The sequence below is a fragment of the Streptomyces sp. WAC04114 genome, from assembly GCF_019733245.1.
Classification (GTDB): Bacteria; Actinomycetota; Actinomycetes; order Streptomycetales; family Streptomycetaceae; genus Streptomyces; species Streptomyces massasporeus_A.
Window position 1 is genome coordinate 1 of record NZ_JAIGQA010000022.1, and the last position, 23,818, is coordinate 23,818.

The window sequence follows — 23,818 nt, forward strand, 5'->3', positions numbered from 1 at the left end:
GTGCATGGTCGGGATCTCGACACCGCCCACGGTGTTCGCGGTGTTCGCCAGCACCATGCCGATCACGGCGATCGACACCGAGATGCCGATGGAACGCATCAGGGTGTTGAGGCCGTTGGCCGCGCCCGTCTCCGACGCCGGGACCGCGCGCACGATCAGCGCGGGCAGCGAGGAGTACGCGAGGCCGCTGCCCGCGATGATCAGCAGGCCGAACACCACACCGGGTGCCGCCTCGCTGATGTCCTGGGCGACGCTCGGGACGTACATCACGAAGGCCGCTCCCAGCAGCGGTCCGTACAGCGAGGCGAGCCCTCCGACCACCAGGCCGGCCAGCAGGGTGATGGACAGGACGAAGCTGAACGAGTCGGGTGAGACGAAGCCGATCACCCAGGTGTAGACGCACCCGGCGACACCCGCGAACAGCGCGCTCCATGCGAAGGCGAGGGTCTTGTGCAGCGACAGCCGTACGCCCATGACCTCCGCGGCGCTCTCGTTGTCCCGCACGGCGAGCAGTGCCCGGCCGACCCGGGACCGCAGCAGGTTGCGGGCGAGCAGCAGGGACACCGCTGTGACCGCGAGGACGACGAAGTACGTCCACTGGTCCTCGGCCATCCCGCTCCACGCGGGCGGTTGCAGTTTGTCCACGGTCAGACCCATGGAGCCGCCCGTCACCGGTTCGAGCCGTTTGAGCAGCGGCGGCAGGAACACCGCGAACGCGAGGGTGACGAGCGCCAGGTACAGTCCGCGCAGTCGCAGGGCGGGCACGCCGAAACCGAGGCCCAGCAGGAAGCATCCGGCGGCCGCGGCCGGCAGCGTGGCCAGGTGACCGGTGTCGTACCGGTCGAGCATGACCGCCGCCGTGTAGGCCCCTGCCGCGAAGAACGCGCCGTGCCCGAGCGAGATCTGCCCGCCGAATCCGACCAGCAGGTTCAGTCCGGCCAGCGCCACCGCGTACAGCAGCACCATGGTCAGCTGGAAGACCTGGAAGGGGGCGAAGTAGAACGGTGCGGTGACGGCGACGGCCGCCACGAGCAGCGCGGTGAGCGCGGCCCGCAGACGCCGGGCGCGGTCGGTGGCGAGTGTCGCGACGATCGTGCTCATGCGCGTTCCACCGCCGCCCGTCCGAACAGGCCCTGGGGCCGCACCAACAGCACCGCCAGGATGATCACCAGGGGTACGCCCACCTTCAGATCGGCGCCGACGACGTCCACGTACGCCCCGGCCAGCGTCTCGGCGACGCCCACGCACAGGCCGCCGACGACCGCGCCGACCGGGCTGTCGAAGCCTCCGAGGGTGGCCGCGGCGAACGCGTAGATCAGCACCCCGCCCATCATGTTGGGCTCGAGGAAAAGCAGCGGGGCGACGAGCACGCCCGACACGGCGCCGACTGTCGCGGCCAGCCCCCAGCCGAGCATCAGCACCCGGCCCACCCTGATGCCCGACAGCCGGGCGGATGCGGGGTTGCAGGCGACCGCCCGCATCACCAGACCGCTGGAGGTGTGCTGGAACAGCAGGTACAGCAGCCCCATCACGCCGGCCACCACCGCGATGATCCCGAGTGTCGACCAGTCCACGCGTACCCCGGCCAGGTCGATCCCGCCGTCGGGGAACGGCTGCGGGAAGTCCTTCACGGTGAACGACCAGATGAGACCGGCCATCGCGTTGACGAAGATGAACAGGCCCACGGTGACGATGACCGTCGTCAGTTCGGGCGCATTCTGCACGGGACGGATGACGATCCGCTCGACCAGCATGCCGCCGGCGAACGACACCGCCAGGGTGACCGGCAGCGCGAGCCAGAAGGACATCCCGGACGCCACGAGCTGCCACGCCACGTACGTGGAGATCATGGCGAGCTCGCCCTGGGCGAAGTTCACGATGCCGGTGAACCGGTGGATCAGCACCAGGGCCAGCGCCAGGCTGGCATAGACAGCGCCGGAGCCGACCCCTTCCACCACTTGCTGGAGCAGTTCGGTCACGGCGCTTCCCCGTCCTTCGCGGAGCGGACGGAGACACCGAGGTAGACCTCGGCGACCTGCCCGTCCTCGCGGATCTCCCGGGACGGCCCGGACAGCAACAGGCGGCCGGCCTCCAGTACGTGCGCCCGGTGCGCGACATCCAGCGCGAGCTGGGCGTTCTGTTCGACGACGACCACGGTGGTGCGTTCCTCCTCGTTGACGGCACGGACGATTTCGAACAGCTCGCGCGTGACCAGCGGCGCGAGCCCCAGCGACGGCTCGTCCAGGAGCAGCAGGGCGGGCCGCAGCATCAGCGCCCTGCCGATGGCGAGCATCTGCTGTTCGCCGCCGCTGAGGCTGCCGGCGGCCTGGCGGGACCGCTGGCGAAGCTTGGGGAAGTAGCCGTAGATCCGTTCCAGGTCGGCCGCCACGGCCACGCGTTCGGCGCTGCCCCGCCGCCACTGGCCGGTGCGCACGTGGGCGCCGATGCGCAGGTTCTCCTCGACGGTCAGGTCGTTGAAGGTGCCCCGGCCCTCGGGCACGTGCGCCACGCCGAGACGGGCGGTCTGCTCGGGCGAGCGGCCCAGCAGCTCCGTGCCGTTCAACGTCACCGAGCCGCGTCCGCGGACCATGCCGCACAGGGCCCGCAGTGTCGTTGTCTTGCCCGCGCCGTTGGGGCCGAGGATCGCGCACACCTCGCCGCGTGCGACGGAGAAGTCAAGCCCCTGGAGCACGCGGACCTGACCGTATCCGGCATGCAGCCCGGTGACCTTCAGGAAGTCCGGCTCCGCGTTCACCTGTCCGGCTTCGGTGCTGTCGGTGGTGGGTTCCGTCATGCCGCCACCCCCAGGTACGCCTCGATGACCGCCGGGTCGCGCTGGATCTCCTCCGGTGAGCCTTCGGCGATCTTGCGCCCGAAGTCGAGGCAGACCACCTTGTCGCACAGGCCCATCACGAACCCCATGTGGTGTTCGACCACCAGGAGCGTCAGGTCGAAGTCCTCGCGCACCGAGCGGACCAGATCCGCGAACTGGTCCACCTCGCCGTGGCTGAGCCCGTTGACGGGTTCGTCGAGCAACAGCAGCCGGGGCCGTACCGCGAGCGCCCGGGCGAGTTCGACGCGTTTGAGCGTGCCGAACGGCAGCCCGGAGGCGGGGTGGTCGGCGACCTCCGCCAGGCTGAGACGCCGTAGCAAGTCGTCCGCCCGGTCACGTAGTTCCCTCTCCTCCCGCCGGACGCGGGGCAGCCGGAGCGCCGCGGCGAGGTGTCCCGTGCGCCCCTGGCCGTGGGCGCCGACCATGACGTTCTCCCGGACCGTGAGCAGCGGGAACAGACCCAGGTTCTGGAAGGTGCGGGCGATGCCGCGCCCGGCCACGGAGTGCGGCGGGAGGGCGAGCAGGTCCTCGTCCTCGAATCGCACCGTCCCCGCATCGGGGGTGCAGCGCCTGGTGAGGCAGTTGAACAAGGTGGTCTTGCCGGCTCCGTTCGGTCCGATGAGCCCCACGGCGGTGCCCGGCTCGACGGCGAACGCGACACCGTCCAGTGCCGTGATCCCGCCGAAGCGCACGCTGATACCGTCGACCGCGAGCATGAGTGACGCCCCTTCCGAGGTGCTGGGGGGTGGGCGAACGTCACAGTAGGTGGGGGCCTTCCGAGCGCACATTGGGTACGAGCACCCAAGTTCGTGGCCACCGACTTGTGCGCCGCGCCCAGCTCCCCCGGTAGGCCGCCCGCCGGGCCTGTTGACGGGACACGAGGAGGGCAGCGACGATCGGCGCCATGTCTCGCGGACCCGCACTGGGCGCCCCCGCACTCTCCGACCCGCTCAGCCGGGAGCGGCACCGGATCCTGCACGCCGTCCAGGACCGGCTCGAGGAGGTGGCGAAGACCGCTGTCGCGGTCATGCGCACGGAGATCCCGTCGTACGCGCTGCAGGACGAGCGGTTCTTCGACGACGTACGGGACCAGGTCCTCACGCACTACCGGATGCAGCTGGCGGCACTGGCCGGCGGCCGGGACATCGCCCCCGAGGACCTGGTCTTCAGCCGCGCGGCGGCCATGCGCAGAGCACGCGCGGGGTTCGCCCTCGAGGACTGGATCAGTGCCTTCCGGGTCGGCCGGCAGGTGTTGTGGGACGTGCTGCTGGACTGCGCGGGCACGTCTGCAGAGGCACAGCAGGCCGCGCTGTCCCTCGTCACACCGCTGATGCGGTACGTCGACTTCGCCAGCACGCATGCCGCGCAGGCCTATGTCGAGTACCAGCAACACGTGGTCGCCGACGCGGACCGGGAGCGCCGGGACCTCCTGGACCAGCTCCTGGCCGGCGCGGCACCGGCGCGCGGTCCGCTGCTCGCCGCGGCGCAGGCGTACGGCATAGGGCCGCACTCGCCGATGATGGCGGTCGTGGCGGTGTGCGTCGACGACACCCGCACCGGCGACCTCACCTCGGCCGAGCACGGATACGCGACCAGCGCGTCCATCGGTATCGCCGGGCCCTGGGCCGGCCGGACCCTGGTCGTCGTGCGCCACGGCGAGGTGGTGGCCGTGCCGGTGGTCCGCACCGGCATGGACGCGGAGGACATCTGCAGCCACTTCGAGGCGGTGCAGCGGCGGCTCGCGCGCGAGGGAACCATGCTCTCCATGGGCATCAGCACGGTCGCCGAGGGCGCCGGCGAACTGCCACGCGCCTACGAGGAGGCACGCGCCGCCCTCGACCTCGTACCGAGCGGGGGCGGGGTGGCGGCACTGCCGCGCCTGTCCCCCTTCGACTACCTGGCGCTGCGCGCCGACGACCTCGCCCGCCAGCTGGTCGATCCCCGCGTGCGTGCGCTGCTGGAGGACGACCGCAGACGTGGCGACACGCTGGCGGCCACCGTACAGGCCTTCGCGGAGGCCGACCTCAACCTGCGGCTGGCCGCCGACCGGCTGCGGATACACCACAACACGGCGCACTACCGGTTGCGCCGGATCGAGGAACGCACCGGGCGCAATCCGCGCCGGATCGCCGACCTCCTGGAACTGCTGGTCGCCCTCGCCATCCGCGACGGGGCCGGGGAAGGTGGGGATCACCAGTGAGCGGCATCATGGAGTTCGCGGGGACCGAGGAGGCACCCACCGGGCAGAACCGAACGGTCCGGAGTGCGCTTCTGGACGCCGCGCTGGCGGTGTTCACCGAGCGCGGCTATGCCGACGCCGGTCTCGCCGAGATCGCGGCGCGCTCCGGCATGCCGGTGGGCAGCCTCTTCCAGCACTACGGCGGAAAGCGAGGGCTCTACCTCGCTCTGTGGGAGGAGTTCCGGGAGGCACAGGAGCGCCGGACCGCGGCCACGCTGACCGCCGAGCGAGGCCGCGGCGTGGACGACCCCATCGCCCTTTTCGTGGCGGGAGCCAGGGCGTACCTGGAGGGCGCCTGGGACAACCGGCGGTTCGGCAGACTCCTCGTGGAGGATGACGGCCCCACGGGCTTCGACGCGCTGCGCCGCCAGTGGGACCGCGCGTGGGTACGGCGCAACGCCCGGCTGCTGGAGGTGGACGAGAAGCGACGCGCCGGCCGGGTGCGGGTGAGAGTGCTCACCACCGTGATCGGCGGGGCGGCACGCGAGCTGGGCGACTGCGGTGACGAGACGGAGGCCCAGGAGATCGTCGACGAGGTGTGCGGCATCCTGATCCATCTGTCGGCACCGCCCGGCTGAAACGCGTGGCGCCTGCGTGCCGCGGTGCGAGCCCCGTCGCCGCGCCGGGCACCGCGCCCGCCACGGCGACAGCCGTTGCTTGACGAATCGGTGGTCAACGCGGGTCGGGGACAGCTGAAGCAGGGGGTGACAGGGAGATTTCCCTGTCACCGCCCTTCGTCGGACGTGGCCGGTCGAAGCGCATGAGTCCCTCCTGCGCGACGGCGGCCACCAGACGCCCGCCCGTATCGAACAGCCTTCCGCGGGTGAGCGCCCGTCCGTGCTCGGCCGAAGGGGAGACCTGGTCGTACAGCAGCCACTCGTCCGCGCGGAAGGGACGCAGGAACCACAGCGAATGGTCCAACGACGCACCCTGTACGGCGGTTGGGGGATGCGGCAGCCGCGCGGAGCCCAGCAGCGCCATGTCGCTGAGGTAGGTCAGTGCGCAGGCGTGGACGGCACCGTCGTCCGGCAGCGGGCGTCCGTACCGGATCCACACCCGCTGGCAGGCCGGCGCCCCCGGGGCGTGGCCCCTCTCGCCCCCCGGCACCCAGCGCATCTCCCAGTGGCTCCACTCCGCGGGCCGTGGCATGCCCCAGCCGTTGATGCGGTCGGACTCCGGGATGTCGTCCGGCGCCGGCACGGCCGGCATGTCCACCTGGTGGGAGAACCCTTCGTCCCCGCGATGGAACGACGCCGTCACCGTGAAGATCGCCTCCCCCGCCTGGACCGCGGTCACCCGGCGGGTGCAGAAGCTGCCGCCGTCGCGGAGCCGCTCGACCAGATGGACGGTCGGCTCGTGCGGACGGCCGGGCCGCAGGAAGTACCCGTGCAGCGAGTGGGCCGAGTACGACCGGTCGAGGGTGCGCGCCGCGGCCATCAGCGACTGGGCGGCGATCTGCCCACCGAACGTCCGCGCCCACTCGCTGGGGATGGGGTCCGACCGGAACCGGTCCGGCCCGGTCTCGTCGAGGGCCAGGACCTCTGGCAGACCGACCATGCTTCGGCTCCTCTCACTCGTCACGCGGACGTCCTCCCGCGCAGTTCGCGGCGCAGGATCTCGCCGCTGGTGGTCTTGGGCAGCTCGTCCCGGATGCTGACGGTCCGAGGGTCCTTGCAGGCGGCCAGGTGCTCACGGCGGTGGGCGACCAGCTTTTCGGGCCCGAGGGATCCTCGGGGCCTCAGGCTGACAAAGGCCGCCACCGTCGAGGTAGCTGATGGACCACTTCACCTGCTTACCGGTCAGCGCGTCCCGGAGATCCCGCCGTCCACGGGAATCACCGTGCCGGTCAGGTAGGCGCCCGCGCGGGAGGCGAGGAAGATCGCGGGACTCGCGATGTCCTCGGGAGTGCCGACGCGGCCGAGGGGCACCCGCTCGACCACGGCGTCCCGCGACTCGGGGTCGTCCAGGGCGTGCGCCATCATCTTGGTCGGGAACGGGCCCGGCGCAAGAGCGTTGACAGTGATGTGATCACTGGCCAGCGCGGCGGCCGTCTTGCGGGTCAGCATGTGCACCGCCGCCTTGCTCGCGACGTAGGAGAAGTTGTCGGACGCGGAGACCACGAGTCCGTCGATCGACCCGATGTTGATCACTCGCGCGGGGTCCTCCGCGGTGGCGGCCGCCCGCAATTGCGGCAGCAGGCGTTGGGTCAGCGAGAAGACGGCTTTGACGTTGACGTTCAGCACCTTGTCGAAGCCCGAGTCGGGGAACTCGCCGAGCGGCGCACCCCAGGCGGCTCCCGCATTGTTGACCAGGACGTTCAGCCGCGGCGCGACCTCGGCGACCCGCTCGGCCAGGCTCTCCAGGCCCTCGGTGGTGGACAGGTCCGCCGGGTGCGCCAGACAGGTTCCGGCGCCGGCGGACGTCAGTGCGTTCAACTCCGCTGCCGCCTTCTCGCACGCTTCGGCCTTGCGGGAACTGATGATCACCGTGGCCCCGGCCGCCACGAAACCGTGCGCGATCATCAGCCCGATTCCGCGTGAACCGCCGGTCACCACCACGGTCTTTCCGCTGACGTCGAACAGCGCGGCGGGGTTCACGACACCACCCCGATCAGCTCTGCCGCACCCATGCGCGCCCCACCGATCGGCGTACGCGCGAAGACTGCTCGGCTCATCACCGCTCCTTTCCTGTGTACCTGAGTGTCGAAGTCCCGTGTGCGGGCGATCGGTTCAGACACCTGCGGTGTCCGCGACTTCGTGGGCCTTCGCCACCAGTGCGTCGATGCGCTCCGCGGTCGGCGTCCCGGACGCGGCCTTGTTCCGCGGTTCGTCCATCGCGCGGCGCATGACGCCCTCCGCGATGATCGCGACCTTCCACAGTCCCAAGGCGTGCCAGTAGCCCAGCGCCGTCAGGTCGCGTCCCGACGCCGCCGAGTACGCCGCCACGAGTTCCTCACGGGTCGGGAAGCCGTCGAGAGCGGTCGCGGCGAAGTCGCCCGAGGTGTTCTCGCCCTTCGCCGGCCAGTAGGCCAGCAGGCTGCCCAGGTCCGCGAGCGGGTCCCCCAGCGTCGACAGTTCCCAGTCGAGCACCGCGGTCACCTCCCCGGTGTCGTAGGAGGTGATGACGTTGCGCAGATGGAAGTCGCCGTGCACGAGGGTCAGTTCGCGCTGCTCGGGGACTGCCGCGACGAGGCGCCGGGTGAGGTCCTCCAGGGCGGGCAGCTCGCGGGTCCTGGACCTCTCCCACTGGGCCGGCCAGCGCTTGAGCTGACGCCGCGCGTACGGCTTGTGGCCGGCGAGACCGGTCAGCCCGGTCACCTGGAGATCCAGCGCGTGGATCTTCGCCAGAGTCCGCGGCAACGACATCCCGATCGCCCGGCGACGCTCGGGCGTCAACGACCGCGCGATCGACATCGTGTCGACGACCTGGCCGTCCACGAACTCCATGAGCAGCAGCGGGACGTCGGTCACGGCGGGATCGTCGGTCAGCCCGAGCACCCGCGGAGTCGGGACGGCGGTGTTCTCCAGGGCGGTCAGAATCCGCGCCTCGCGGGCCACGTCGTGCGCCGACGCCAGCAGGTGACCCAGCGGTGGGCGCCTCAGCACCCATCCGTGGCCGTCCTGATCCTTTACGAGATACGTCAGGTTCGACTGGCCCAGCCCGGTCCGCTCGAAGGCCAGGGGTCCGGCGAAGCCGACGCCGAGGGAGGCGAACCAGCGGCCCACCGCCCCGGCGTCGATTCCGACGATGTCCGCGCTAGACACCGATTCCGGCTCCTTGCCTGAACGCGAGCGCATCACCGAGCAGTTGGCCGCCGTCGATCACCATCGTCTCGCCGGTGATCCAGCTCGCGGCGTCCGAGACGAGGAAGGCGACCGCGGACGCGATGTCGGCAGGCTCCCCGATGCGACCCAGCGCCACCGAGGCGGACACCTCCTCCTCGTGCTCCTTCCACAGAGCCTCGGCCAGCTTTGTGCGCACCACCCCGGGTGCCACGGCGTTGACGCGGACCTTCGGCGAGAGTTCCAGGGCCAGTTGCCTGGTGAGATGGATCAGCGCGGCCTTCGAGGCGTTGTACAGCCCGATGTTCGCCTCGGAGGCCAGGCCGCCCACCGACGCGGTGTTGACGACCGCACCGCCGTGCTCCCCCATCCAGGCTCGCGTGGCCAGACCCGTCCACAGGACGGGCGCCCACAGGTTCACGTCGAAGGTCTTCGCGAACCGGCCGTGGTCCTGGTCGATGACCGGCCCGAAGGCCGGGTTGGTCCCCGCGTTGTTGACGAGGATGTCCAGACTGCCGAAGCGCTCGAGCGTCAGATCCACACAGCGCCGGGCCGCCTCTTCGTCGACCGCATGCGCTCCCACGCCGACCGCTGTGCCCTTGACCTGGGCCGCGGCGGCCTCCGCCGCCTCCTGGGTCCGGGAGGTGAGGACGACGTTTGCGCCGGCCTCGGCGATGGACTGGGCTATCGCCAGCCCGATACCGCGCGAGGCCCCGGTGACGACGGCTGTACGACCGGTGAGGTCGAGTCCTGCCATCTTCAGTTCACCGCCGCCGCGTCGCGGTACTTCCGCAGTTCCTGCTTGGCGATGGCCCGCTTGTGAACCTCGTCGGGACCGTCCGCCAGCCGCAGCGTCCGCAGATGCGCGTACATCATCGCCAAGGGGAAGTCGTCGGTCACTCCCGCTCCCCCGTGCACCTGGATCGCGCGGTCGACGATCTTCAACGCGATGTCGGGGGCCGCCACCTTGATGGCCGCGATCTCGGTGCGCGCTTCCTTGTTCCCGACCGTGTCCATCAGATACGCGGCCTTGAGCGTGAGCAGGCGGATCATCTCGATGTCGATCCGCGCTTCCGCGATCCAGTCCTGGATGTTCGACCGTTCGGCGACCGGGCTGCCGAAGGTCACCCGTGACTGTGCGCGCCGGCACATCAGTTCCAGTGCCCGCTCGGCCGCGCCGATGGCCCGCATGCAGTGGTGTATGCGGCCGGGCCCGAGCCGGGCCTGGCTGATGGCGAAACCCTCGCCCTCGCCCTTGAGGAGGTCCTTGGCCGGCACCCGGACGTTCTCGAAGATGATCTCCGCATGGCCCTCGCGGTCCGCGTACCCGAACACCGGGAGGTTGCGGACCACGGTGACGCCGGGGGCGTCCACGGGTACGACCATCATCGACTGCTGGCGATGCGGCGCCGCCGTGGGGTCGGTCTTGCCCATCACGATGAGCACCTTGCAGTTCTTGTGCATCGCGTTCGAGGCGAACCACTTGCGGCCGTTGAGCACGTACTCGTCGCCGTCGCGTTCCATCCGCAGCTCGATGTTGGTGGCATCGGAGCTGGCGACACGCGGCTCGGTCATCGCGAAGGCCGAGGCCATCGTCCCGTCGAGCAGCGGCTTGAGGTACTTCCCCTTGTGCTCGTCGGTGCCGAAGAGGGTGAGCACCTCCATGTTGCCGGTGTCGGGCGCGTTGCAGTTGCACGCCTCGGAGGCGATGTGACTGCGGCCCATGATCTCCGCCAGTGGCGCGTACTCGAGGTTCGTCAGGCCGGGGCCCCACTCCGGGTGCGGGTGGAACAGGTTCCACAGTCCGCGCCTGCGCGCCTCCGCCTTGAGCTCCTCGAGGATCGGCGGGTGGAAGTGCGGGTCGCCCGACGCGCGCATCTGCTCGTCGTACACCGCCTCGGCGGGGTAGATGTGCTCATCCATGAACTCGAGCAGATCCGCCCGGTACTTCTTGGCACGGTCCGACGTCTCAAACAGGGACATCCGAACTCCTTACGGGTAGGGAGGGAAAGTCGGGCGAGCGCTTGTCCAGGTGACTGGCCACGCCTTCGACGACATCGGCCCCGCGGAAGGCCTGGAGCATCAGGCCCTCCGCCCGGGTCACGGAATCGGCGTAGGTGCCGTCCGCGTCGTTGCTCAGCTGACTCTTGATGGTGGCCATGGATGCCGGGGAGCAGCGCTCCGCCAGATCGGCGGCGTACGCGACAGCGGCATCGACCACGCTGCCGGTGGTGACCAGGTGGTCGAGGAGTCCGATACGGAAGGCCTCCTCGGCATCCACCATGCGACTCGACAGCAGCAGGTCCGCTGCTCGGCTGTGCCCCACCAGCCGGGGCAACAGCCAGGAGATCCCGTACTCGGCGATCAGCCCACGCTGCGCGAATGCCGTGGTGAAGCGGGCCGAGGGCGAGCCGAAGCGAAGGTCGCAGTAGAGCGCCTCCACCATGCCGAGGCCGGCGGCCACTCCGTTGACCGCTCCGATCAGCGGCTTGCGCAGGGTTCGTGGAAGGTCCCGGGGGCGGCGGAGGGCCCGGGCCGCCTCGGAGACCTCGCCGACCGCCTGCAGCCGTTGCAGGTCGGCTCCGGCGCAGAATCCGCGTCCCGCGCCGGTGACCACGACGGCACGTACGTCCGGATCGTCCTCGGCGGCGTCGAGCAGGGCGAAATAGCGGTCCTCGAGTTCGTCGGTCCAGGCGTTCAGTTTGGCGGGCCGGTTGAACGTGACCAGCAGTACCTGCCCGCGGCGTTCGGCGAGGACGAGCTCGCCCGGCGCGCCGGTCATGCCTGCGCCAGCAGGGAGCTCTGGTAGCGGCGCATCCCGCGTACCCAGCGGTCGTAGTCCGAGCCCTTCTGCCGGTACATCTCGAGAACGTCTTCGTGCGGCAGGACGAGGAAGCGCTCGTCCTTGATGGCGGCCAGGACGGCATCGGCGACTTCGGCCGGCTCCAGGACGTCACCAGCGGAGGTGACGGCCCGCGTCGCGGCTCTTCCCAGCGCGTCCCCGGAGTCCTCCCCGGCGGTCAGCATCCTGGTGTTCACGCCCATCGGGCACAGACAGCTGACCCGAACCCCGCGGTCGCCGTAGGTGACACTCAGCCACTCGGCAAAGGCGACGGCCGCGTGCTTGGTGACGGCGTACGTGGCGGAGCCGATCTGGGTGAGCAGTCCGGCCGCCGAGGCCGTGCTGACGAAGTAGCCCTCACCACGTTCGAGCCACCGGGGCACCAGCAGCTTTGCCGCACGGATGTGGGCTCGCAGGTTGACGTCGATCGAGCGATCCCAGTCCTGCTCGCTCACGTCGAGGCCGAGCGCGCCGCCGATGCCCGCGTTCGCGAAGTAGAGGTCGACCGGGCCGAAGGCGCTCTCCGCCAGGTCGATCAACTGCTGGATCTGCTCGCTGTCCGACACGTCCGCGCCGGCGCTGACGGTGGTGCCCGGATGGTCGGCGTCGACTGTCTCCGACACCGCCCGCGCGGCCTCCGCGTCGAGGTCCGCGACGACGACCCGGGCGCCCTCGCGAGCGAGCCGTGCGACCAGCGCGCTGCCGATGCCGCCGCCCCCACCGGTGACGATGGCGACTCTTTCTGCAAGGTTCACGGCGACCCTCTCCGTCGACGGGGCGTGCGATGCGTCCGACCTGTATAATTGAATCCGACGTCAAGTTCAATAGTTGACCGCGCGGAACCGACGAAGAAGGCCGCCCAACCCCGTGGGTGTGAGCGGCTGCGAGGCGGGCGGATCAGCGGTGGCCGGGGAACCGCAGGGCGTTCGCCCACAGGCGGGTGACCGTGGACACGAGCTCCTCGAAGTCCACCGGCGCATCTTCTTCTTGCTCTTCACTGCGCACGAAGGCGTTGTAAGCCATGACACTGACCATGCCGGACAGCGCACGGGACGCCATCATCGGATCGACCTCACGGTCTGCGACACCCCGCGCCTGCAGGTCGGCGATACCACGGGCGTTGCGGCGGATGAACGCGTCCCCGCGCCGCCTTCGGAACTCACGGAACTCCGGCTCCACTTGGGCGACCTGCTCGAGCAGTGCCATCAGCTTCGCGTTCCGCTTGTACGCCGCGAGATAGGCGCGGTTGCTCGCCTCGAGTACCGCATAGGGATCGTCGGTGCCCTGCACCCGGCCCATGCCGGGGTGCATCATGTCCTCCTGCGCCTCCAGGAGGACGGCGGCAAGCACCTGCTCCTTGTTGGCGAAGTAGGTGTAGAAGGATCCCGCCGCGCACCGGGCCTCTTTGGTGATGTCGGTCAGGCGGGTGTCGAGGTAACCGTCCCGTTCGAACACCTTGCGCGCGGCCTTCACCAGAGCGGCCCGGGTCCGCGCTCCGCGCTGTGTCGTGGGCGGCTCGCGAAGCTGCGAGAAGGGCGCCACGGGCGGCGCCTGCTCGCTGTCGGTCTCCTCGGGCGCAGTGGTGTCCATCCCCGGGACTTTACTTGAATCCGACGCCATAGTCATAAATCCCCAAGGGCAGACGGAAAGGCTTATGCCCCCGTCGGCCCCCCTCAGCGCGTCCGGTCGGTCAGTCGACGAGTATCGGTCAGGCAGTGATCCCGAAGCGTTCGGCGAGTTGGCGGCGGGTGTCGGCGGCGCTGGTGTGCAGTACGCCCTCGATTCCGATCCGTGCCGCACCGTCGAGGTTCTGCCGCAGATCGTCGATCATGACCGCCTCCTCGGGGTCGATGCCGAGGCGTTCACACGCGATCGCGTAGATCCGCCGGGAAGGCTTGCGGATGCCGACCTCGGACGAAATGACGACCGCATCGGCGACGGCCGTGAGGTCGACGCCGTCGTAGGTCCCGGTGCCGAACGCATTGGACACCAGCGCAACAGGATGACCGGCGGCTCGCACCTCACCGAGCAGCACGAGCATGTCCCGGTCGATCGACATTCCCGCTTGCATCCGGGCCGTGAGCCCCTCGGCCGACACCTCCGCGCCATGGACGCGGAGGCGCTCGGCGAATCCCCGCTCGAAGGCCGCGGCATCGATACGGCCGCACTCGTGGTCGGCCAGCAGGGTGCGTGAGGGCTCGTCCCGGCTCAGGAGGTCCAGCGGAAGGCGCGGGTCGCCGCCGAGCGAGGCGCCGAATTCGGTGAAGGCCCGCAACACACTGGAGGTGATGACACCGCCGAAGTCCACCAGGACCGCGTTTCGGGCCTTTTCCACCACGTTCGACAACGTATCCATGCTCAGACGACCTCGAACAGTCCGGCCGCGCCCATTCCGCCGCCGACGCACATGGAGATCACCACATACCGAACGCCGCGGCGCTTGCCCTCGATGAGGGCATGCCCCACCAGTCGGGCACCGGTCATGCCGTACGGGTGGCCGACCGAGATCGCGCCGCCGTCGACGTTGAACCGCTCCGGGTCGATGTGCAGTTCGTCGCGGCAGTACAGCGCCTGGGAGGCGAAGGCCTCGTTGAGTTCCCACAGGCCGATGTCGTCGATGGTGAGATTGTGCTGCTTCAGCAGCTTCGGGATGGCGAAGACCGGGCCGATGCCCATCTCGTCCGGCGCGCACCCGGCGACGGTCATACCCCGGTAGACGCCCAGCGGTTCCAGGCCGCGGCGCTCGGCCTCCTTCGCCTCCATCAGCACCGAGGCCGATGCTCCGTCCGACAACTGCGAGGAGTTGCCCGCCGTCACGCTGGAGTGCGCGCTCACCTGACCGTCGGGCAGCACCGGCGCCAGGCCGGCCAGGCCGTCGAGGGTGGTCGACGCGCGGTTGCCCTCGTCCCGGGTCAGGGTGACCTCCTCGGCCCGCACTTCCCCGGATTGCTTGTCGAGGACCTTCTTGACGCTGCTGAGCGCGACGATCTCCTGGTCGAACCGGCCGGCCTCCTGCGCCGCCGCGGTGCGCTGCTGTGACAGCAGCGCGAACTCGTCCTGGCGCTCCCGGCTCACGCCGTAGCGCTCGGCGACGATCTCCGCCGTCTGCAGCATCGGCAGGTAGATGCCCGGCTTGTGCTCGACGAGCCAGGGATCCGTCATGCGGTGGGTGTTCATGTGGTCGTTCTGGACCAGGGAGATCGACTCGACACCGCCGCCGACGGCGACCTGCATGCCGTCCGTGACGATCTGTTTGGCGGCCGTCGCCATGGCCATCAGACCCGACGAGCACTGCCGGTCGATCGACATCCCCGACACGGTGTCCGGAAGTCCGGCCCTCAGAGCGGCCTGACGCGCCACGTTGAACCCGGAGGACCCTTGCTGCACGGCGCAGCCGAAGACGACGTCCTCGACCTCGCCTCCCTCGAGACCGGCGCGCCGCACCGCGTGCGAAAGGGCGTGGGCGGCGAGTTCCTGCGCCTGGGTGTCGTTGAACGCGCCGCGGTAGGCCTTTCCGATCGGCGTCCGTGCCGTCGAAACGATGACTGCTTCCCTCATGTCGCCTCGCTGTTTCCTGTCGGGTCCGCTTCCGACCGGTTATATTTGAATTCGACGTCAGGTTCAACCTCCGCGCGCTCTTGACAGCCCCTCCCCTTGCCGCAAGGGTACCGACCAGTCGGTACGAAGGGGTGGATCGTGACTCAGCTGAGCATCTCCACGCATGCGGGCGTGTTCGACGCGATCGCGGCCGGTCCCGCCGGGGGCCGCCCGGTGCTCTTGCTGCACGGATTCCCGCAGACGGGGGTGGTGTGGCGACGGCAGATCGAGGCGTTGGCCGCGCACGGCTTCCGGGTGGTGGCACCCGACCAGCGTGGGTACTCCCCCGGGGCCCGTCCCCGGCGGCCCGAGGACTATCGGATCAGCCATCTCGTCGACGACGTCGTGGCGATCACGGAGGAACTGGGCTGGGCGACGTTCGACCTGGTCGGCCACGACTGGGGCGGCGCGGTGGCCTGGTGGACGGCTGACGCCCACCCCGGCCGCGTGCGCACCCTCGCGGTCGTCTCGACCCCGCACCCCGGCGCCCTGGCCACCACCCTGCGCACGGATGAGGACCAGCGCAGTCGCTCGCACTACATGATCGACTGGCGCGAAACGCCCACGACCGAAGAGCGCATGCTGGCCCACGACGCCCAAGAGCTTCGCGATTTCTACGCCGGAAAGGTCCCGCAGGACAGTGCGGACACCTATGTGCGTCACCTGTCGAAGCCCGGCGCCCTCACCGCTGCGCTGAACTGGTACCGCGCCGGCCGCCCCGACGGCGCGATCGGCGTCATCGACGTTCCCACGCTGTACGTCTGGAGCACGGACGACAGCGCGTTCGGCCCGGCAGCCGCGCAGGAGACCGAGCGATGGGTCAAGGGGCCGTACCGATTCGAGATCCTCCAAGGCGTCAGCCACTGGATCCCCGAGGAAGCGCCCGAGCCGCTGAGCCACCTGCTGCTCGACCATCTCCGGGCGCACGGCGAGTACGCGAACCGCAGCGAAGACGCTGTCGTCGACCCTCAGAAAAGGTGACCCCCATGGAAACTGCGCGTGCGGCCTGGCACCGCCTCGAGCCCGTACACGCCACTGCTTCGCCCCTGAGGCAAGGCGACGGTACGCGGAGCTCGGCCTGAGCGGACGCGTCGGCTACTTCGCCCTCCGCAGCGCCACCTTCGGCCGAGGCTGCGTACTGCCTCGTGCAGGGCCTGTTCGTGCCAGTCGCGCTCGGTGCTGTCGATGGGGATGCAGGGCGCGGGACGGGGATGGTGGCGCCAGACGTGGATCACGCTGAGCCCGGTTCCCCGCCGCTGAGCCTCCCGGGCCGCCCAGTGCGCGGCGGCGAGTCCTTCGGCCGATCCGTCGACTCCCACCACGATATCGTGAACATGACATGCCCCTCCCTGGTCGCTGACTTTCGATGGCTTCGAGCTTCCTCCCGGCCGTACCGGTGTTCCACGGGCCGTACAGCCCCCGGCCTGCCTCCGATGGTCCCTCCGTGATGGTGCGGCACACCCCGCCCCCACCGGTGCGCGAACCGTGAGCGCGGCGGGGGGCGACGCCGTGCTGCGGCTCGACCCGGCCGGGGCCGACGGTCCCGGCCGGTTCGGGGCCGGGACGGACGCGCGAGGGGCCCTTCGGCGCCTGCTGACGCGCCGGGCCCGGCGGGAGAGTGGGGTGAGGGAGGGGCGCCGATCCCCCGCGGTGCCTCTCCCGTCCCGAGCCAACCCGGCTGATCTTGGCGTTCCACCCCTCCGCCCAAGGTGCAGCGCCGAAGCGGCCCGCGTCGTGAGGGATGCTGCGGTGTCGGCGGGCGCGCCGGACAACTGCGTGCAGTGGATCGAGGCCCCGTCCGTCGAGACCACCCGCAGCCTCATGCGCCACCCCGGCGTCTCGCTGATCCTCGCCACCGGCGGCAACGCCATGGTCAAGGCCGCCTATTAACATGCTGGGTTCCCTTGCGGATCGAGGATTCGGGCCGACGGAGGTTCCTGCCGGATTCGCGTCCCACCCTCCCCCGTTCACCGGGTGCACGACAGGGCCGAACGGGCCCTGTCGTGCACCCGTGTCGGACACGCGAGAGGAAGCCGGCACAGGGCGGGATCACGCCGACGAAAGTCCACTCCTTCCGGTCAGTCGTGCGAGATCACCGCTACGGGAGCGACGGCATGGTGCAGCAGTGCCTGGGTCACCGGCCCGATATGAGCGCCGACCGCCGCCCGACGGATCTGCCGGCCCACCACCACGAGAGCGGCATCGTGGGAGGCGTCGATCAGGTGTCGCCCCGCACCACCGACCGTGGCCTGCGCGCGGACTTCCACGGCGGAGTACCTCTCCTGCCACGGTCGCAGGAGGTCGCAGAGTTCGCGCCGCACCTGCTGGACCATGTCCTCCCTCAGGTCGGGCATGAGCTCGCCGCCGTACGAGTAGGGCGACGGCGTCCAACCGTGAATGATCCGCAAGGGTGCGCCACGCCGTGAAGCCGCGTCGAACGCGAAGTCGATCACTGCGTCGTCGTGCCTGTGCAGTTCGAGGCCGAGGACGACCTCACGGTGGTCGGTGACGGCGGGGACTTCGCGCGCCGAGGGCTCCGGCAGCACCGCCTCCTCGCCATGCTCGGCAGCACGGACCAGGACGACGGGCCGCTCGCACGAGGCCAGGACGGCATGGGAGACGGAACCGAGCAGAAACCCCGCCGTCTTGCTCAGTCCGCGGGAGCCCAGTGCCAGCAGCTCGGCGGCCTCGGCGGCCTTCAGCAGAGCCGGGACGGGCAGACCGGGGATCTCGTCCGCGTCGATGCGCAGCCCGGGACGGGCTGCGCCGACGCGGGACCGCGCATGGGCCAGCAGGCGCTGTGCCGATGCGCGCCGGAGGTCACTCGGCGGCACCGGCACACCGAGTCCGGTCGCCGGTGCGAAGGCGGGGGCCTGCCACTCCCACGCGGTCACAAGCCTCAAGGGCAGGTCCCTGAGCTGTGCCTCACGCGCGGCCCAGTCCGCGGCAGCCAGGCTCGCCGGCGAGCCGTCCAGTCCGACGGTGATGGTGCGGGTCATGGAAACCTCCTTCAGGCTGCTTGAAGTGTTGGTCCCGACAGGCGGTGGCATCAGGGGCCGGTGGTCCCCGGTCGGAAGCCGACCGTCCCGGCACCGGCCTCTCCGGTTGCTGTCCGCTGTCTGTCGTCCGAGGGCGAGTTCGGGTCGTACAAGCGTCCCGGACGTTGCGTGAGCGATGGCGTGTGCGGCAACGCGGGGTCCGATCGCGGCCGGGCCACTGGTCGGTTCCACAAGGCCACCGGTCGCTTCCACGAGGCTGACGGCGAGGCGGGCCGAAGTCGGCCAGGAGGGCAGGCGGCCGGGATGCGCCCTCGTCCCGCTCCCGCCACGATGAAGACATGGTTCCCGTCGGTCCTGCCGACCGTTTCGATGCGTTCCGGGCCCGGGCCGCACGGCGCGGGCGCCCGGGAGACAGATTGATCGAGTCCCTGGCCGAGGCCAGGGCGGGAACAGCGAACGCTCCCGAAGCCTGGGCTCCGGCTGTCGCCACCCGAGCCGGACTGGCGGCTGCCGCCGCCCTCGGACCCGCGAGTTACTACGCGGACCTCGCCACCCCGCACGGCCGCCGTCATGTCCGGGTGTGCGCGGCCACTGCCTGCTTCGCGGCCCGGGCCGGACGGCATCTCTCAGACGTCGAGGACGCGCTGGGCGCCGGCCCCGGCACGGTATCGCCGGACGGTGACGTGTCGGTGCAGGAGGTCCGATGTCTGGGCTACTGCTACGCAGGGCCCGCCGCGCTCGACGGCGACACCCCCTGCACGGGTCCGACGCTCGTCTCGCAGCTCACCGGGCGGGAGCCACCGTCGGCACCTGCGATCCCCGCGTCCGACGACACCGGTGACCCCGTTCTGCTGAGTGGTGTGCTCTCAGGTGAACCCTCCTGGCAGGTGTGGCCGGCGGCGGTGACGGGCGCCCCGGACGAGGTCCTCCGCGAGGTCGCGGCCTCCGGGCTACGAGGGCGTGGCGGCGCGGGTTTCCGGGTGGCGGCGAAGTGGGAAGCGGCCGGCCGCGCCCCCGGGACGGTGGTCGTGGCCAACGGCGACGAAGGGGATCCCGGCTCGTACGCCGACAGGCTGCTGATGGAGGCCGATCCGGCGCGGGTGCTGGAGGGACTGGCCCTGGCCTGTTTCGCCTGCGGGGCTCGCGAAGGCGTGGTTCTGGTGCGCTCCGAGTACCCGGCCGCTCTGGCACGGATGCGGGATGCCGTGGGGCGCGCTCATGCCGACGGCCATCTCGGCCCGTCCGTGCACGGTACGGCCACGGCGCTCGACATCCGGCTCGTCGAAGGCGCCGGGTCCTACGTCGCCGGTGAGGAGACCGCACTCGTCGCGGGGCTGGAGGGCGGCCGGGGATGTGCCCGGCCGCGCCCGCCGTACCCGACCGAGCGGGGACTGTGGGACGCGCCGACGGTGGTCAACAACGTGGAGACCCTGGCGGCCGTGCCGTGGATCGTCCGGCGAGGCGGCGCGGCCTACGCCCGGCGTGGCACGCCCGCCGAGCCGGGGACCAAGCTGGTGTGTCTCTCCGAACGGTTCGCCCGGCCGGGGTGTCACGAGGTCGAGATCGGCACGCCCGTGCGGCGGATCGTCACGGAACTGGGCGGTGGCCTGAAGGACGGTGCCGAGCTCGCCGCTCTCCAGGTCGGCGGGCCACTGGGCGGCTTCCTCACCGCCGATGCCCTGGACGTACCTCTGTCGGAGGCCGGCCTGTCGGCTCGGGGCGCCGCCCTCGGCCATGCCGGTCTGGTGGCCTTCGACCGGCGCGTGGCGCCGCAGGACGTGTTGCGGCACGTCTGGGAGTTCGCCGCGGCCGAGAGCTGCGGGGCGTGTTCGCCCTGCCGGGTCGGCTCGCGCCGCGGCCTGGAGCTGGCGTACGGCGGGAGTCCGCCGGGCCGGGAGTGGGAGCGGCTGTCGCGTGTCCTGGCCGAGGCCAGTCTGTGCGCCTTCGGACGGCGGATCCCCCCGGCCGTGCGGAGCCTCGCCCGTGTCTACGGGGATCGACTGGCGGGGTGGGGCCTATGACAGGAATCGTGGTCGAGGTCGACGGGACCGGCGTGGCGGTGCCCGAGGGCGCTTCACTGCTCGCGGCGGTGCGGGCGGCCGGGGTCGAGCTGCCCGCGCTCTGCTCCGACGACCGGCTCAGTCCTGCCGGGTCGTGCCGTACGTGCCTGGTACGGGCGGATGGGCGCATCGCAGCCGCATGTGTCACCCCGTCGTCCCCTGGCACCCGCGTCGACACCGCGACGGAGGACCTTGTACAACTGCGCAGGGATGCGGTGGAGGTCATCGTCTCCGCTCTGCCGGCCCGGGCGCTCGCCGACGGCGATTTCAGTGAACTGGCCCAGGTCTGCCGGTCGATGGGCGTCGGTCCCGAGACGGCGCAGGCTTCCGGGGGCCGGGGCGGGGACGACTCCCACCCGTACGTGCACCTCGACCGGGATCTGTGCATCGCCTGCGGCCGGTGTGTGCGGATGTGCTCGGAGGTGCAGGGGACCTTCGCCCTCACTCTGGTCGGCAGAGGCGCGGACACGGTGGTGGCACCGGGTACCGGCGGACCCTGGGCCGAGTCGGACTGCGTGGCCTGCGGAGGCTGCGTCGACACCTGCCCCACGGGCGCGATCACCCAGCCCGGGCCGGCGCGCGGCATCACGTCCGCGTCCCCAGCCACGGCTCGGACGCGCACCACCTGCGGCTACTGCGGTGTGGGCTGCGCCCTGGACGTGGTCGCCCAGGACGGTGACGTCGCGGCGGTCCTGCCGGCCCGGGACGGCCCGGTCAACCACGGGCACGCGTGTGTGAAGGGCCGCTTCGCCCACGGCTTCCGCACCTCCCCCGAGCGGCTCACCCGGCCCCTGCTCCGTCGCGGCGGCACGCTGGAGCCGGTCGGCTGGGACGAGGCGCTCGGCCATGTGGCCCGGGGCCTGCGTGCCGCCGTCGACGCCGGGGGCCCGGACGCCGTGGCGGCGATCTCCTCGGCCCGCGCCACCAACGAGGACAACTACCTCGTCCAGAAGTTCATGCGGGTCGTCATCGGCACGAACAACGTCGACAACTGCTCCCGGCTCTGTCACTCCCCCTCCGCCACCGGCTTGACGGCGTCCTTCGGGCTCTCCGGTGGCACCGACACCTTCGACGACGTCGAGCGGGCCGACTGTCTGCTGGTGGTCGGCGCCAACCCCGTCGAGGCCCACCCGGTGGTCGGAGCGCGGCTGCTGCGGCGCGTGCTGCACGGGGCTGGGCTGGTCGTCGCCGACCCCCGTGCGGTCGGGCTCGCCCTGCACGCCGACGTCCACCTGCGGCCCCGCCCGGGCACCAACGTCGCGCTGTTCCACGGACTTTCCCACGTCCTGCTCGCCGAGGGGCTGATCGACGAGGATTTCCTGCACGAGCGGGCGACCGGGCTTGTGGAGCTCACCGGGCTGCTGGCCGACTACTCGCCCGACCGGGTCGCGGGCATCACCGGCGTGCCCGCCACGGACCTGGTCGCCGCCGCTCGTCTGTACGGCGGGGCCGAGCGGCCGGCCATCGTCTACGGCCTGGGCGTCACCGAGCACCTCCACGGCACCGACGGGGTGCGGTCGCTGGCCAACCTGGCGATCCTGCGCGGCGCCGTGGGAACCGACCGGGGCTACGGGGTCAACCCGTTGCGCGGCCAGAACAACGTGCAGGGCGCCTCCGACATGGGCGCGCTGCCGGACCTGCTGCCCGGGTACGGCAAGGTCACCGACCCGGCGGTCCGCGCACGGGCGGAGGACGTCTGGGGCGTACCGGTTCCCGCACGGCTCGGTCTGCGGATCCCGGACATGTTCGCCGCCGCACGGGCGGGAGATCTGCGGGCCCTGTGGGTCATCGGCGAGGACGTCTGCGCCACCGATCCCGACGCCAACCGGGTGGCCCAGGCCCTGGACGCCTGCCCGTTCGTCGTGTGCAACGAACTGTTCCTGTCCGAGACGGCCCGGCACGCCGACATCGTCCTGCCCGTCGCCTCCTGGCTGGAGAAGGACGGGACCTTCGTCAACTTCGACCGCCGGTTCCAGCGGGTCCGCCCCGCCGTTGCCCCGCCGGGAGAGAGCCGGACCGACTTCGACATCGTCCGGGCCGTGGCCACCACAATGGGGGTCAGCCTGGGCTGCGCGACACCCGCCGACGCCCTCGCCGAGTGCGCCCGGCTCGCACCCGTATTCGCCGGGCTCTCCCATGACCGGCTGGACCGCGAGGGCGCCGTCCCCTGGCCCTGCCGCGCCCCCGGCCGGCCGGGAGAGGCCAAGCTGTACCTCGAGCGGTTCGCCACGCTGGACGGTCGGGCCCACCTCGCCGCCGCGCCGTACCTGCCTCCCGGCGAACAGCCCGACGACCGCTATCCGCTGGTCCTGGTCACCGGGCGGCGCTGGGCGCACTACAACTCCGGCAGCATGACCCGGCGGGGCGGCAATCTCGCTCTCGATCCGGTCGACTTCCTCGATCTCCACCCCGACGACGCCGCCCGGCATGAGCTGCGGGACGGCGAGCGGGTCACCGTGGAGAGCCGGCACGGCCGGGCCCGGCTGATCGCCCGCGTCAGTGAACAGACAGCTCCCGGCCAGGTCTTCTGCTCCTTCCACTTTCCCGCGAGCGGCGTGAACAGGCTGACCTCCGACCACGCGGACACCGTCACGTCCTGCCCCGAATACAAGGTCACGGCGGTCCGCGTGGCCGCCACGCCGTAAGGCGACGGTCCGAGGCACTCGGCCATGGGCACTCGAACTCCCGTACGGGCACCGGGAGACGGGGGGACCGACAGACGGCCCCGAACGGGACGCGCGGCCCCGCGGTGCAGAAGGTCGCGATCGGGGAGGTCTTCGCCGCGCTGGACACCCCGCCGCGGGGACTGGCCGCGGCGGACGCGGCAGCACGGTGCGACCGGTACGGCCCCAACGCACTCCCGCCCGCTGGGCGGCGGGGAGTGTGGCGCGAGCTGGTCGGCCAGTTCACCGACCTCTTCGCCGTCGTGCTGCTCGTCCCGTCGGCGATCACCTTCCTGGCGTACTGGCTTCAGGAGCCCCGGGACGTGGGGGACCCTGCAACTGGCCGTGGCGATCCTCGGTGTGGTGGTGCTGAACGCGGGCATCGGCTTCGCGCAGGAGTACTCCGCCGAGCGGACGGCAGAGTCGCTGAAGGCCATGGTGCCGCACACCTGCCGGGTGATCCGCGACGGCGAGCGGCGGGAGGTGCCCGCACGCGAACTGGTGTCCGGGGACATCGTGCGGTGCCCGCCGACACCGTGCCACGCGACCCGTCCGAGTCGGGAGACTTCTCCACCAGAACGGACTCACCCGTCAGCGAGGACTCGTCCGCCGGCAGCGACGCGGCCGCCAGGACGTCTCCGTCAGCGGGCACGATGTCGCCCTCGGCCACCAGGACCAGATCACCGGGCACCACATCAGCGACCGGGATGGAGCGCTCCTCTCCGTCACGCACCACCCGGGCCGCGGGGGCGCTCATCGCGGACAGGGCCATGACCGCCTGCTCCGCCCGCACCTTCTGCGCC

Annotated in this window: 23 protein-coding genes and 2 pseudogenes; 7 read left to right on the top strand and 18 right to left on the bottom strand. The window is 71.0% G+C overall.

Annotation, left to right across the window (positions count from 1 at the left end; translation table 11 throughout):
- From K4G64_RS09115 to K4G64_RS09130, 4 genes are all read right to left on the bottom strand, one after another.
- Positions 1 to 1,101 (bottom strand): hypothetical protein (locus K4G64_RS09115; protein WP_260460222.1); only part of this gene is annotated, 1,101 nt, incomplete at its 3' end.
- Positions 1,098 to 1,979: a branched-chain amino acid ABC transporter permease gene (locus K4G64_RS09120; protein ID WP_308122292.1), complete on the bottom strand. Its 882-nt coding sequence runs from the start codon at positions 1,977 to 1,979 to the stop codon at positions 1,098 to 1,100. The genes K4G64_RS09115 and K4G64_RS09120, both read right to left, overlap by 4 nt.
- Positions 1,976 to 2,794, bottom strand: coding sequence for an ABC transporter ATP-binding protein (locus tag K4G64_RS09125; RefSeq protein ID WP_221755518.1), 819 nt, complete (start codon positions 2,792 to 2,794; stop codon positions 1,976 to 1,978). Before K4G64_RS09125 ends, K4G64_RS09120 begins: the two co-directional genes overlap by 4 nt.
- Complete coding sequence (locus K4G64_RS09130; protein WP_260460223.1) at positions 2,791 to 3,549, bottom strand: ABC transporter ATP-binding protein; 759 nt, start codon at positions 3,547 to 3,549, stop codon at positions 2,791 to 2,793. The genes K4G64_RS09125 and K4G64_RS09130 overlap by 4 nt, the downstream gene beginning before the upstream one ends.
- Positions 3,550 to 3,737: 188 nt before the next feature.
- Between K4G64_RS09130 and K4G64_RS09135 the strand changes: the two genes are divergently transcribed.
- Together K4G64_RS09135 and K4G64_RS09140 are read left to right on the top strand one after the other, a co-directional pair.
- Positions 3,738 to 5,033 (top strand): CdaR family transcriptional regulator, encoded by a 1,296-nt coding sequence (locus K4G64_RS09135; RefSeq protein WP_221755520.1) that lies wholly within the window; start codon positions 3,738 to 3,740, stop codon positions 5,031 to 5,033.
- A complete protein-coding gene (locus K4G64_RS09140) occupies positions 5,030 to 5,650 on the top strand; it encodes a TetR/AcrR family transcriptional regulator (RefSeq protein WP_221755521.1) in 621 nt (206 codons plus the stop codon). Before K4G64_RS09135 ends, K4G64_RS09140 begins: the two co-directional genes overlap by 4 nt.
- Before the next feature lie 94 nt (positions 5,651 to 5,744).
- Here the strand turns inward: K4G64_RS09140 and K4G64_RS09145 are convergent, their stop codons facing one another.
- From K4G64_RS09145 to K4G64_RS09195, 11 genes are all read right to left on the bottom strand, one after another.
- Entirely contained in the window at positions 5,745 to 6,629 is an 885-nt protein-coding gene (locus K4G64_RS09145; protein WP_221755522.1) for an acyl-CoA thioesterase II, read from the bottom strand.
- A 20-nt stretch (positions 6,630 to 6,649) separates the two neighbouring features.
- The gene (locus K4G64_RS09150; RefSeq protein ID WP_221755523.1) at positions 6,650 to 6,832 is read right to left on the bottom strand and encodes a hypothetical protein; all 183 of its coding nucleotides are present in this window, start codon (positions 6,830 to 6,832) and stop codon (positions 6,650 to 6,652) included.
- A gap of 39 nt (positions 6,833 to 6,871) precedes the next feature.
- Positions 6,872 to 7,669: an SDR family oxidoreductase gene (locus K4G64_RS09155; protein ID WP_221755524.1), complete on the bottom strand. Its 798-nt coding sequence runs from the start codon at positions 7,667 to 7,669 to the stop codon at positions 6,872 to 6,874.
- A 132-nt stretch (positions 7,670 to 7,801) separates the two neighbouring features.
- Entirely contained in the window at positions 7,802 to 8,836 is a 1,035-nt protein-coding gene (locus K4G64_RS09160; protein ID WP_221755525.1) for a phosphotransferase family protein, read from the bottom strand.
- The gene (locus K4G64_RS09165; RefSeq protein WP_221755526.1) at positions 8,829 to 9,611 is read right to left on the bottom strand and encodes an SDR family oxidoreductase; all 783 of its coding nucleotides are present in this window, start codon (positions 9,609 to 9,611) and stop codon (positions 8,829 to 8,831) included. Before K4G64_RS09165 ends, K4G64_RS09160 begins: the two co-directional genes overlap by 8 nt.
- 2 nt (positions 9,612 to 9,613) lie before the next feature.
- On the bottom strand, positions 9,614 to 10,837 hold the full coding sequence (locus K4G64_RS09170; RefSeq protein ID WP_221755527.1) for an acyl-CoA dehydrogenase family protein: 1,224 nt from the start codon (positions 10,835 to 10,837) through the stop codon (positions 9,614 to 9,616).
- Positions 10,824 to 11,636, bottom strand: a complete 813-nt coding sequence (locus tag K4G64_RS09175) for an enoyl-CoA hydratase-related protein (protein WP_221755528.1) — start codon at positions 11,634 to 11,636, stop codon at positions 10,824 to 10,826. The genes K4G64_RS09170 and K4G64_RS09175 overlap by 14 nt, the downstream gene beginning before the upstream one ends.
- The gene (locus K4G64_RS09180) at positions 11,633 to 12,451 is read right to left on the bottom strand and encodes an SDR family oxidoreductase (RefSeq protein ID WP_221755529.1); all 819 of its coding nucleotides are present in this window, start codon (positions 12,449 to 12,451) and stop codon (positions 11,633 to 11,635) included. The genes K4G64_RS09175 and K4G64_RS09180 overlap by 4 nt, the downstream gene beginning before the upstream one ends.
- 142 nt (positions 12,452 to 12,593) lie before the next feature.
- On the bottom strand, positions 12,594 to 13,286 hold the full coding sequence (locus tag K4G64_RS09185; protein WP_221755530.1) for a TetR/AcrR family transcriptional regulator: 693 nt from the start codon (positions 13,284 to 13,286) through the stop codon (positions 12,594 to 12,596).
- Positions 13,287 to 13,404: 118 nt separating this feature from the next.
- A complete protein-coding gene (locus K4G64_RS09190; protein ID WP_221755531.1) occupies positions 13,405 to 14,052 on the bottom strand; it encodes an HAD family phosphatase in 648 nt (215 codons plus the stop codon).
- A gap of 2 nt (positions 14,053 to 14,054) precedes the next feature.
- Positions 14,055 to 15,254 carry an acetyl-CoA C-acyltransferase gene (locus K4G64_RS09195; protein ID WP_221755532.1) on the bottom strand — a complete coding sequence of 400 codons (1,200 nt, stop codon included), beginning with the start codon at positions 15,252 to 15,254 and terminating at the stop codon, positions 14,055 to 14,057.
- A gap of 138 nt (positions 15,255 to 15,392) precedes the next feature.
- Here K4G64_RS09195 and K4G64_RS09200 point away from each other — a divergent pair, with 138 nt between their 5' ends.
- Positions 15,393 to 16,274 (top strand): alpha/beta hydrolase, encoded by an 882-nt coding sequence (locus tag K4G64_RS09200; protein WP_308122294.1) that lies wholly within the window; start codon positions 15,393 to 15,395, stop codon positions 16,272 to 16,274.
- On the opposite strand, the gene K4G64_RS41000 is transcribed toward K4G64_RS09200, so the two are convergent.
- Complete coding sequence (locus K4G64_RS41000) at positions 16,262 to 16,765, bottom strand: universal stress protein (protein WP_308122295.1); 504 nt, start codon at positions 16,763 to 16,765, stop codon at positions 16,262 to 16,264. The genes K4G64_RS09200 and K4G64_RS41000 overlap by 13 nt on opposite strands.
- A 206-nt stretch (positions 16,766 to 16,971) precedes the next feature.
- Between K4G64_RS41000 and K4G64_RS09210 the strand changes: the two are divergent.
- Positions 16,972 to 17,180: pseudogene (locus tag K4G64_RS09210) on the top strand (hypothetical protein); the annotation flags it as partial.
- 191 nt (positions 17,181 to 17,371) lie between these two features.
- Here the strand turns inward: K4G64_RS09210 and K4G64_RS09215 are convergent.
- The gene (locus tag K4G64_RS09215; protein WP_221755533.1) at positions 17,372 to 18,292 is read right to left on the bottom strand and encodes a universal stress protein; all 921 of its coding nucleotides are present in this window, start codon (positions 18,290 to 18,292) and stop codon (positions 17,372 to 17,374) included.
- A gap of 338 nt (positions 18,293 to 18,630) precedes the next feature.
- On the opposite strand from K4G64_RS09215, the gene K4G64_RS09220 reads away from it, so the two are divergent.
- The 3 genes and pseudogenes from K4G64_RS09220 to K4G64_RS41005 all read left to right on the top strand — a co-directional run.
- Positions 18,631 to 20,313 carry an NAD(P)H-dependent oxidoreductase subunit E gene (locus K4G64_RS09220; protein WP_221755534.1) on the top strand — a complete coding sequence of 561 codons (1,683 nt, stop codon included), beginning with the start codon at positions 18,631 to 18,633 and terminating at the stop codon, positions 20,311 to 20,313.
- Positions 20,310 to 22,997, top strand: coding sequence for a formate dehydrogenase subunit alpha (fdhF, locus tag K4G64_RS09225; RefSeq protein ID WP_221755535.1), 2,688 nt, complete (start codon positions 20,310 to 20,312; stop codon positions 22,995 to 22,997). Before K4G64_RS09220 ends, fdhF begins: the two co-directional genes overlap by 4 nt.
- A gap of 104 nt (positions 22,998 to 23,101) precedes the next feature.
- Positions 23,102 to 23,242, top strand: a pseudogene (locus K4G64_RS41005) (cation-transporting P-type ATPase); the annotation flags it as partial.
- Between the two features lie 80 nt (positions 23,243 to 23,322).
- Here the strand turns inward: K4G64_RS41005 and K4G64_RS41345 are convergent.
- A complete protein-coding gene (locus tag K4G64_RS41345) occupies positions 23,323 to 23,787 on the bottom strand; it encodes a hypothetical protein (RefSeq protein ID WP_374206390.1) in 465 nt (154 codons plus the stop codon).
- Positions 23,788 to 23,818: the final 31 nt, after the last annotated feature.

What these genes read in the sequence shown, in the direction of transcription:
- K4G64_RS09125 (WP_221755518.1), bottom strand. Translation starts at nt 2,794, where the DNA reads ATGACGGAACCCACCACCGACAGCACCGAAGCCGGACAGGTGAACGCG.
- K4G64_RS09190 (WP_221755531.1), bottom strand. Translation starts at nt 14,052, where the DNA reads ATGGATACGTTGTCGAACGTGGTGGAAAAGGCCCGAAACGCGGTCCTG.
- K4G64_RS09170 (WP_221755527.1), bottom strand. Translation starts at nt 10,837, where the DNA reads ATGTCCCTGTTTGAGACGTCGGACCGTGCCAAGAAGTACCGGGCGGAT.
- K4G64_RS09135 (WP_221755520.1), top strand. Translation starts at nt 3,738, where the DNA reads ATGTCTCGCGGACCCGCACTGGGCGCCCCCGCACTCTCCGACCCGCTC.
- K4G64_RS09145 (WP_221755522.1), bottom strand. Translation starts at nt 6,629, where the DNA reads ATGGTCGGTCTGCCAGAGGTCCTGGCCCTCGACGAGACCGGGCCGGAC.
- fdhF (WP_221755535.1), top strand. Translation starts at nt 20,310, where the DNA reads ATGACAGGAATCGTGGTCGAGGTCGACGGGACCGGCGTGGCGGTGCCC.
- K4G64_RS41345 (WP_374206390.1), bottom strand. Translation starts at nt 23,787, where the DNA reads ATGGCCCTGTCCGCGATGAGCGCCCCCGCGGCCCGGGTGGTGCGTGAC.
- K4G64_RS09220 (WP_221755534.1), top strand. Translation starts at nt 18,631, where the DNA reads ATGGTTCCCGTCGGTCCTGCCGACCGTTTCGATGCGTTCCGGGCCCGG.
- K4G64_RS09215 (WP_221755533.1), bottom strand. Translation starts at nt 18,292, where the DNA reads ATGACCCGCACCATCACCGTCGGACTGGACGGCTCGCCGGCGAGCCTG.
- K4G64_RS09185 (WP_221755530.1), bottom strand. Translation starts at nt 13,286, where the DNA reads ATGGACACCACTGCGCCCGAGGAGACCGACAGCGAGCAGGCGCCGCCC.
- K4G64_RS09130 (WP_260460223.1), bottom strand. Translation starts at nt 3,549, where the DNA reads ATGCTCGCGGTCGACGGTATCAGCGTGCGCTTCGGCGGGATCACGGCA.
- K4G64_RS09195 (WP_221755532.1), bottom strand. Translation starts at nt 15,254, where the DNA reads ATGAGGGAAGCAGTCATCGTTTCGACGGCACGGACGCCGATCGGAAAG.
- K4G64_RS09175 (WP_221755528.1), bottom strand. Translation starts at nt 11,636, where the DNA reads ATGACCGGCGCGCCGGGCGAGCTCGTCCTCGCCGAACGCCGCGGGCAG.
- K4G64_RS09165 (WP_221755526.1), bottom strand. Translation starts at nt 9,611, where the DNA reads ATGGCAGGACTCGACCTCACCGGTCGTACAGCCGTCGTCACCGGGGCC.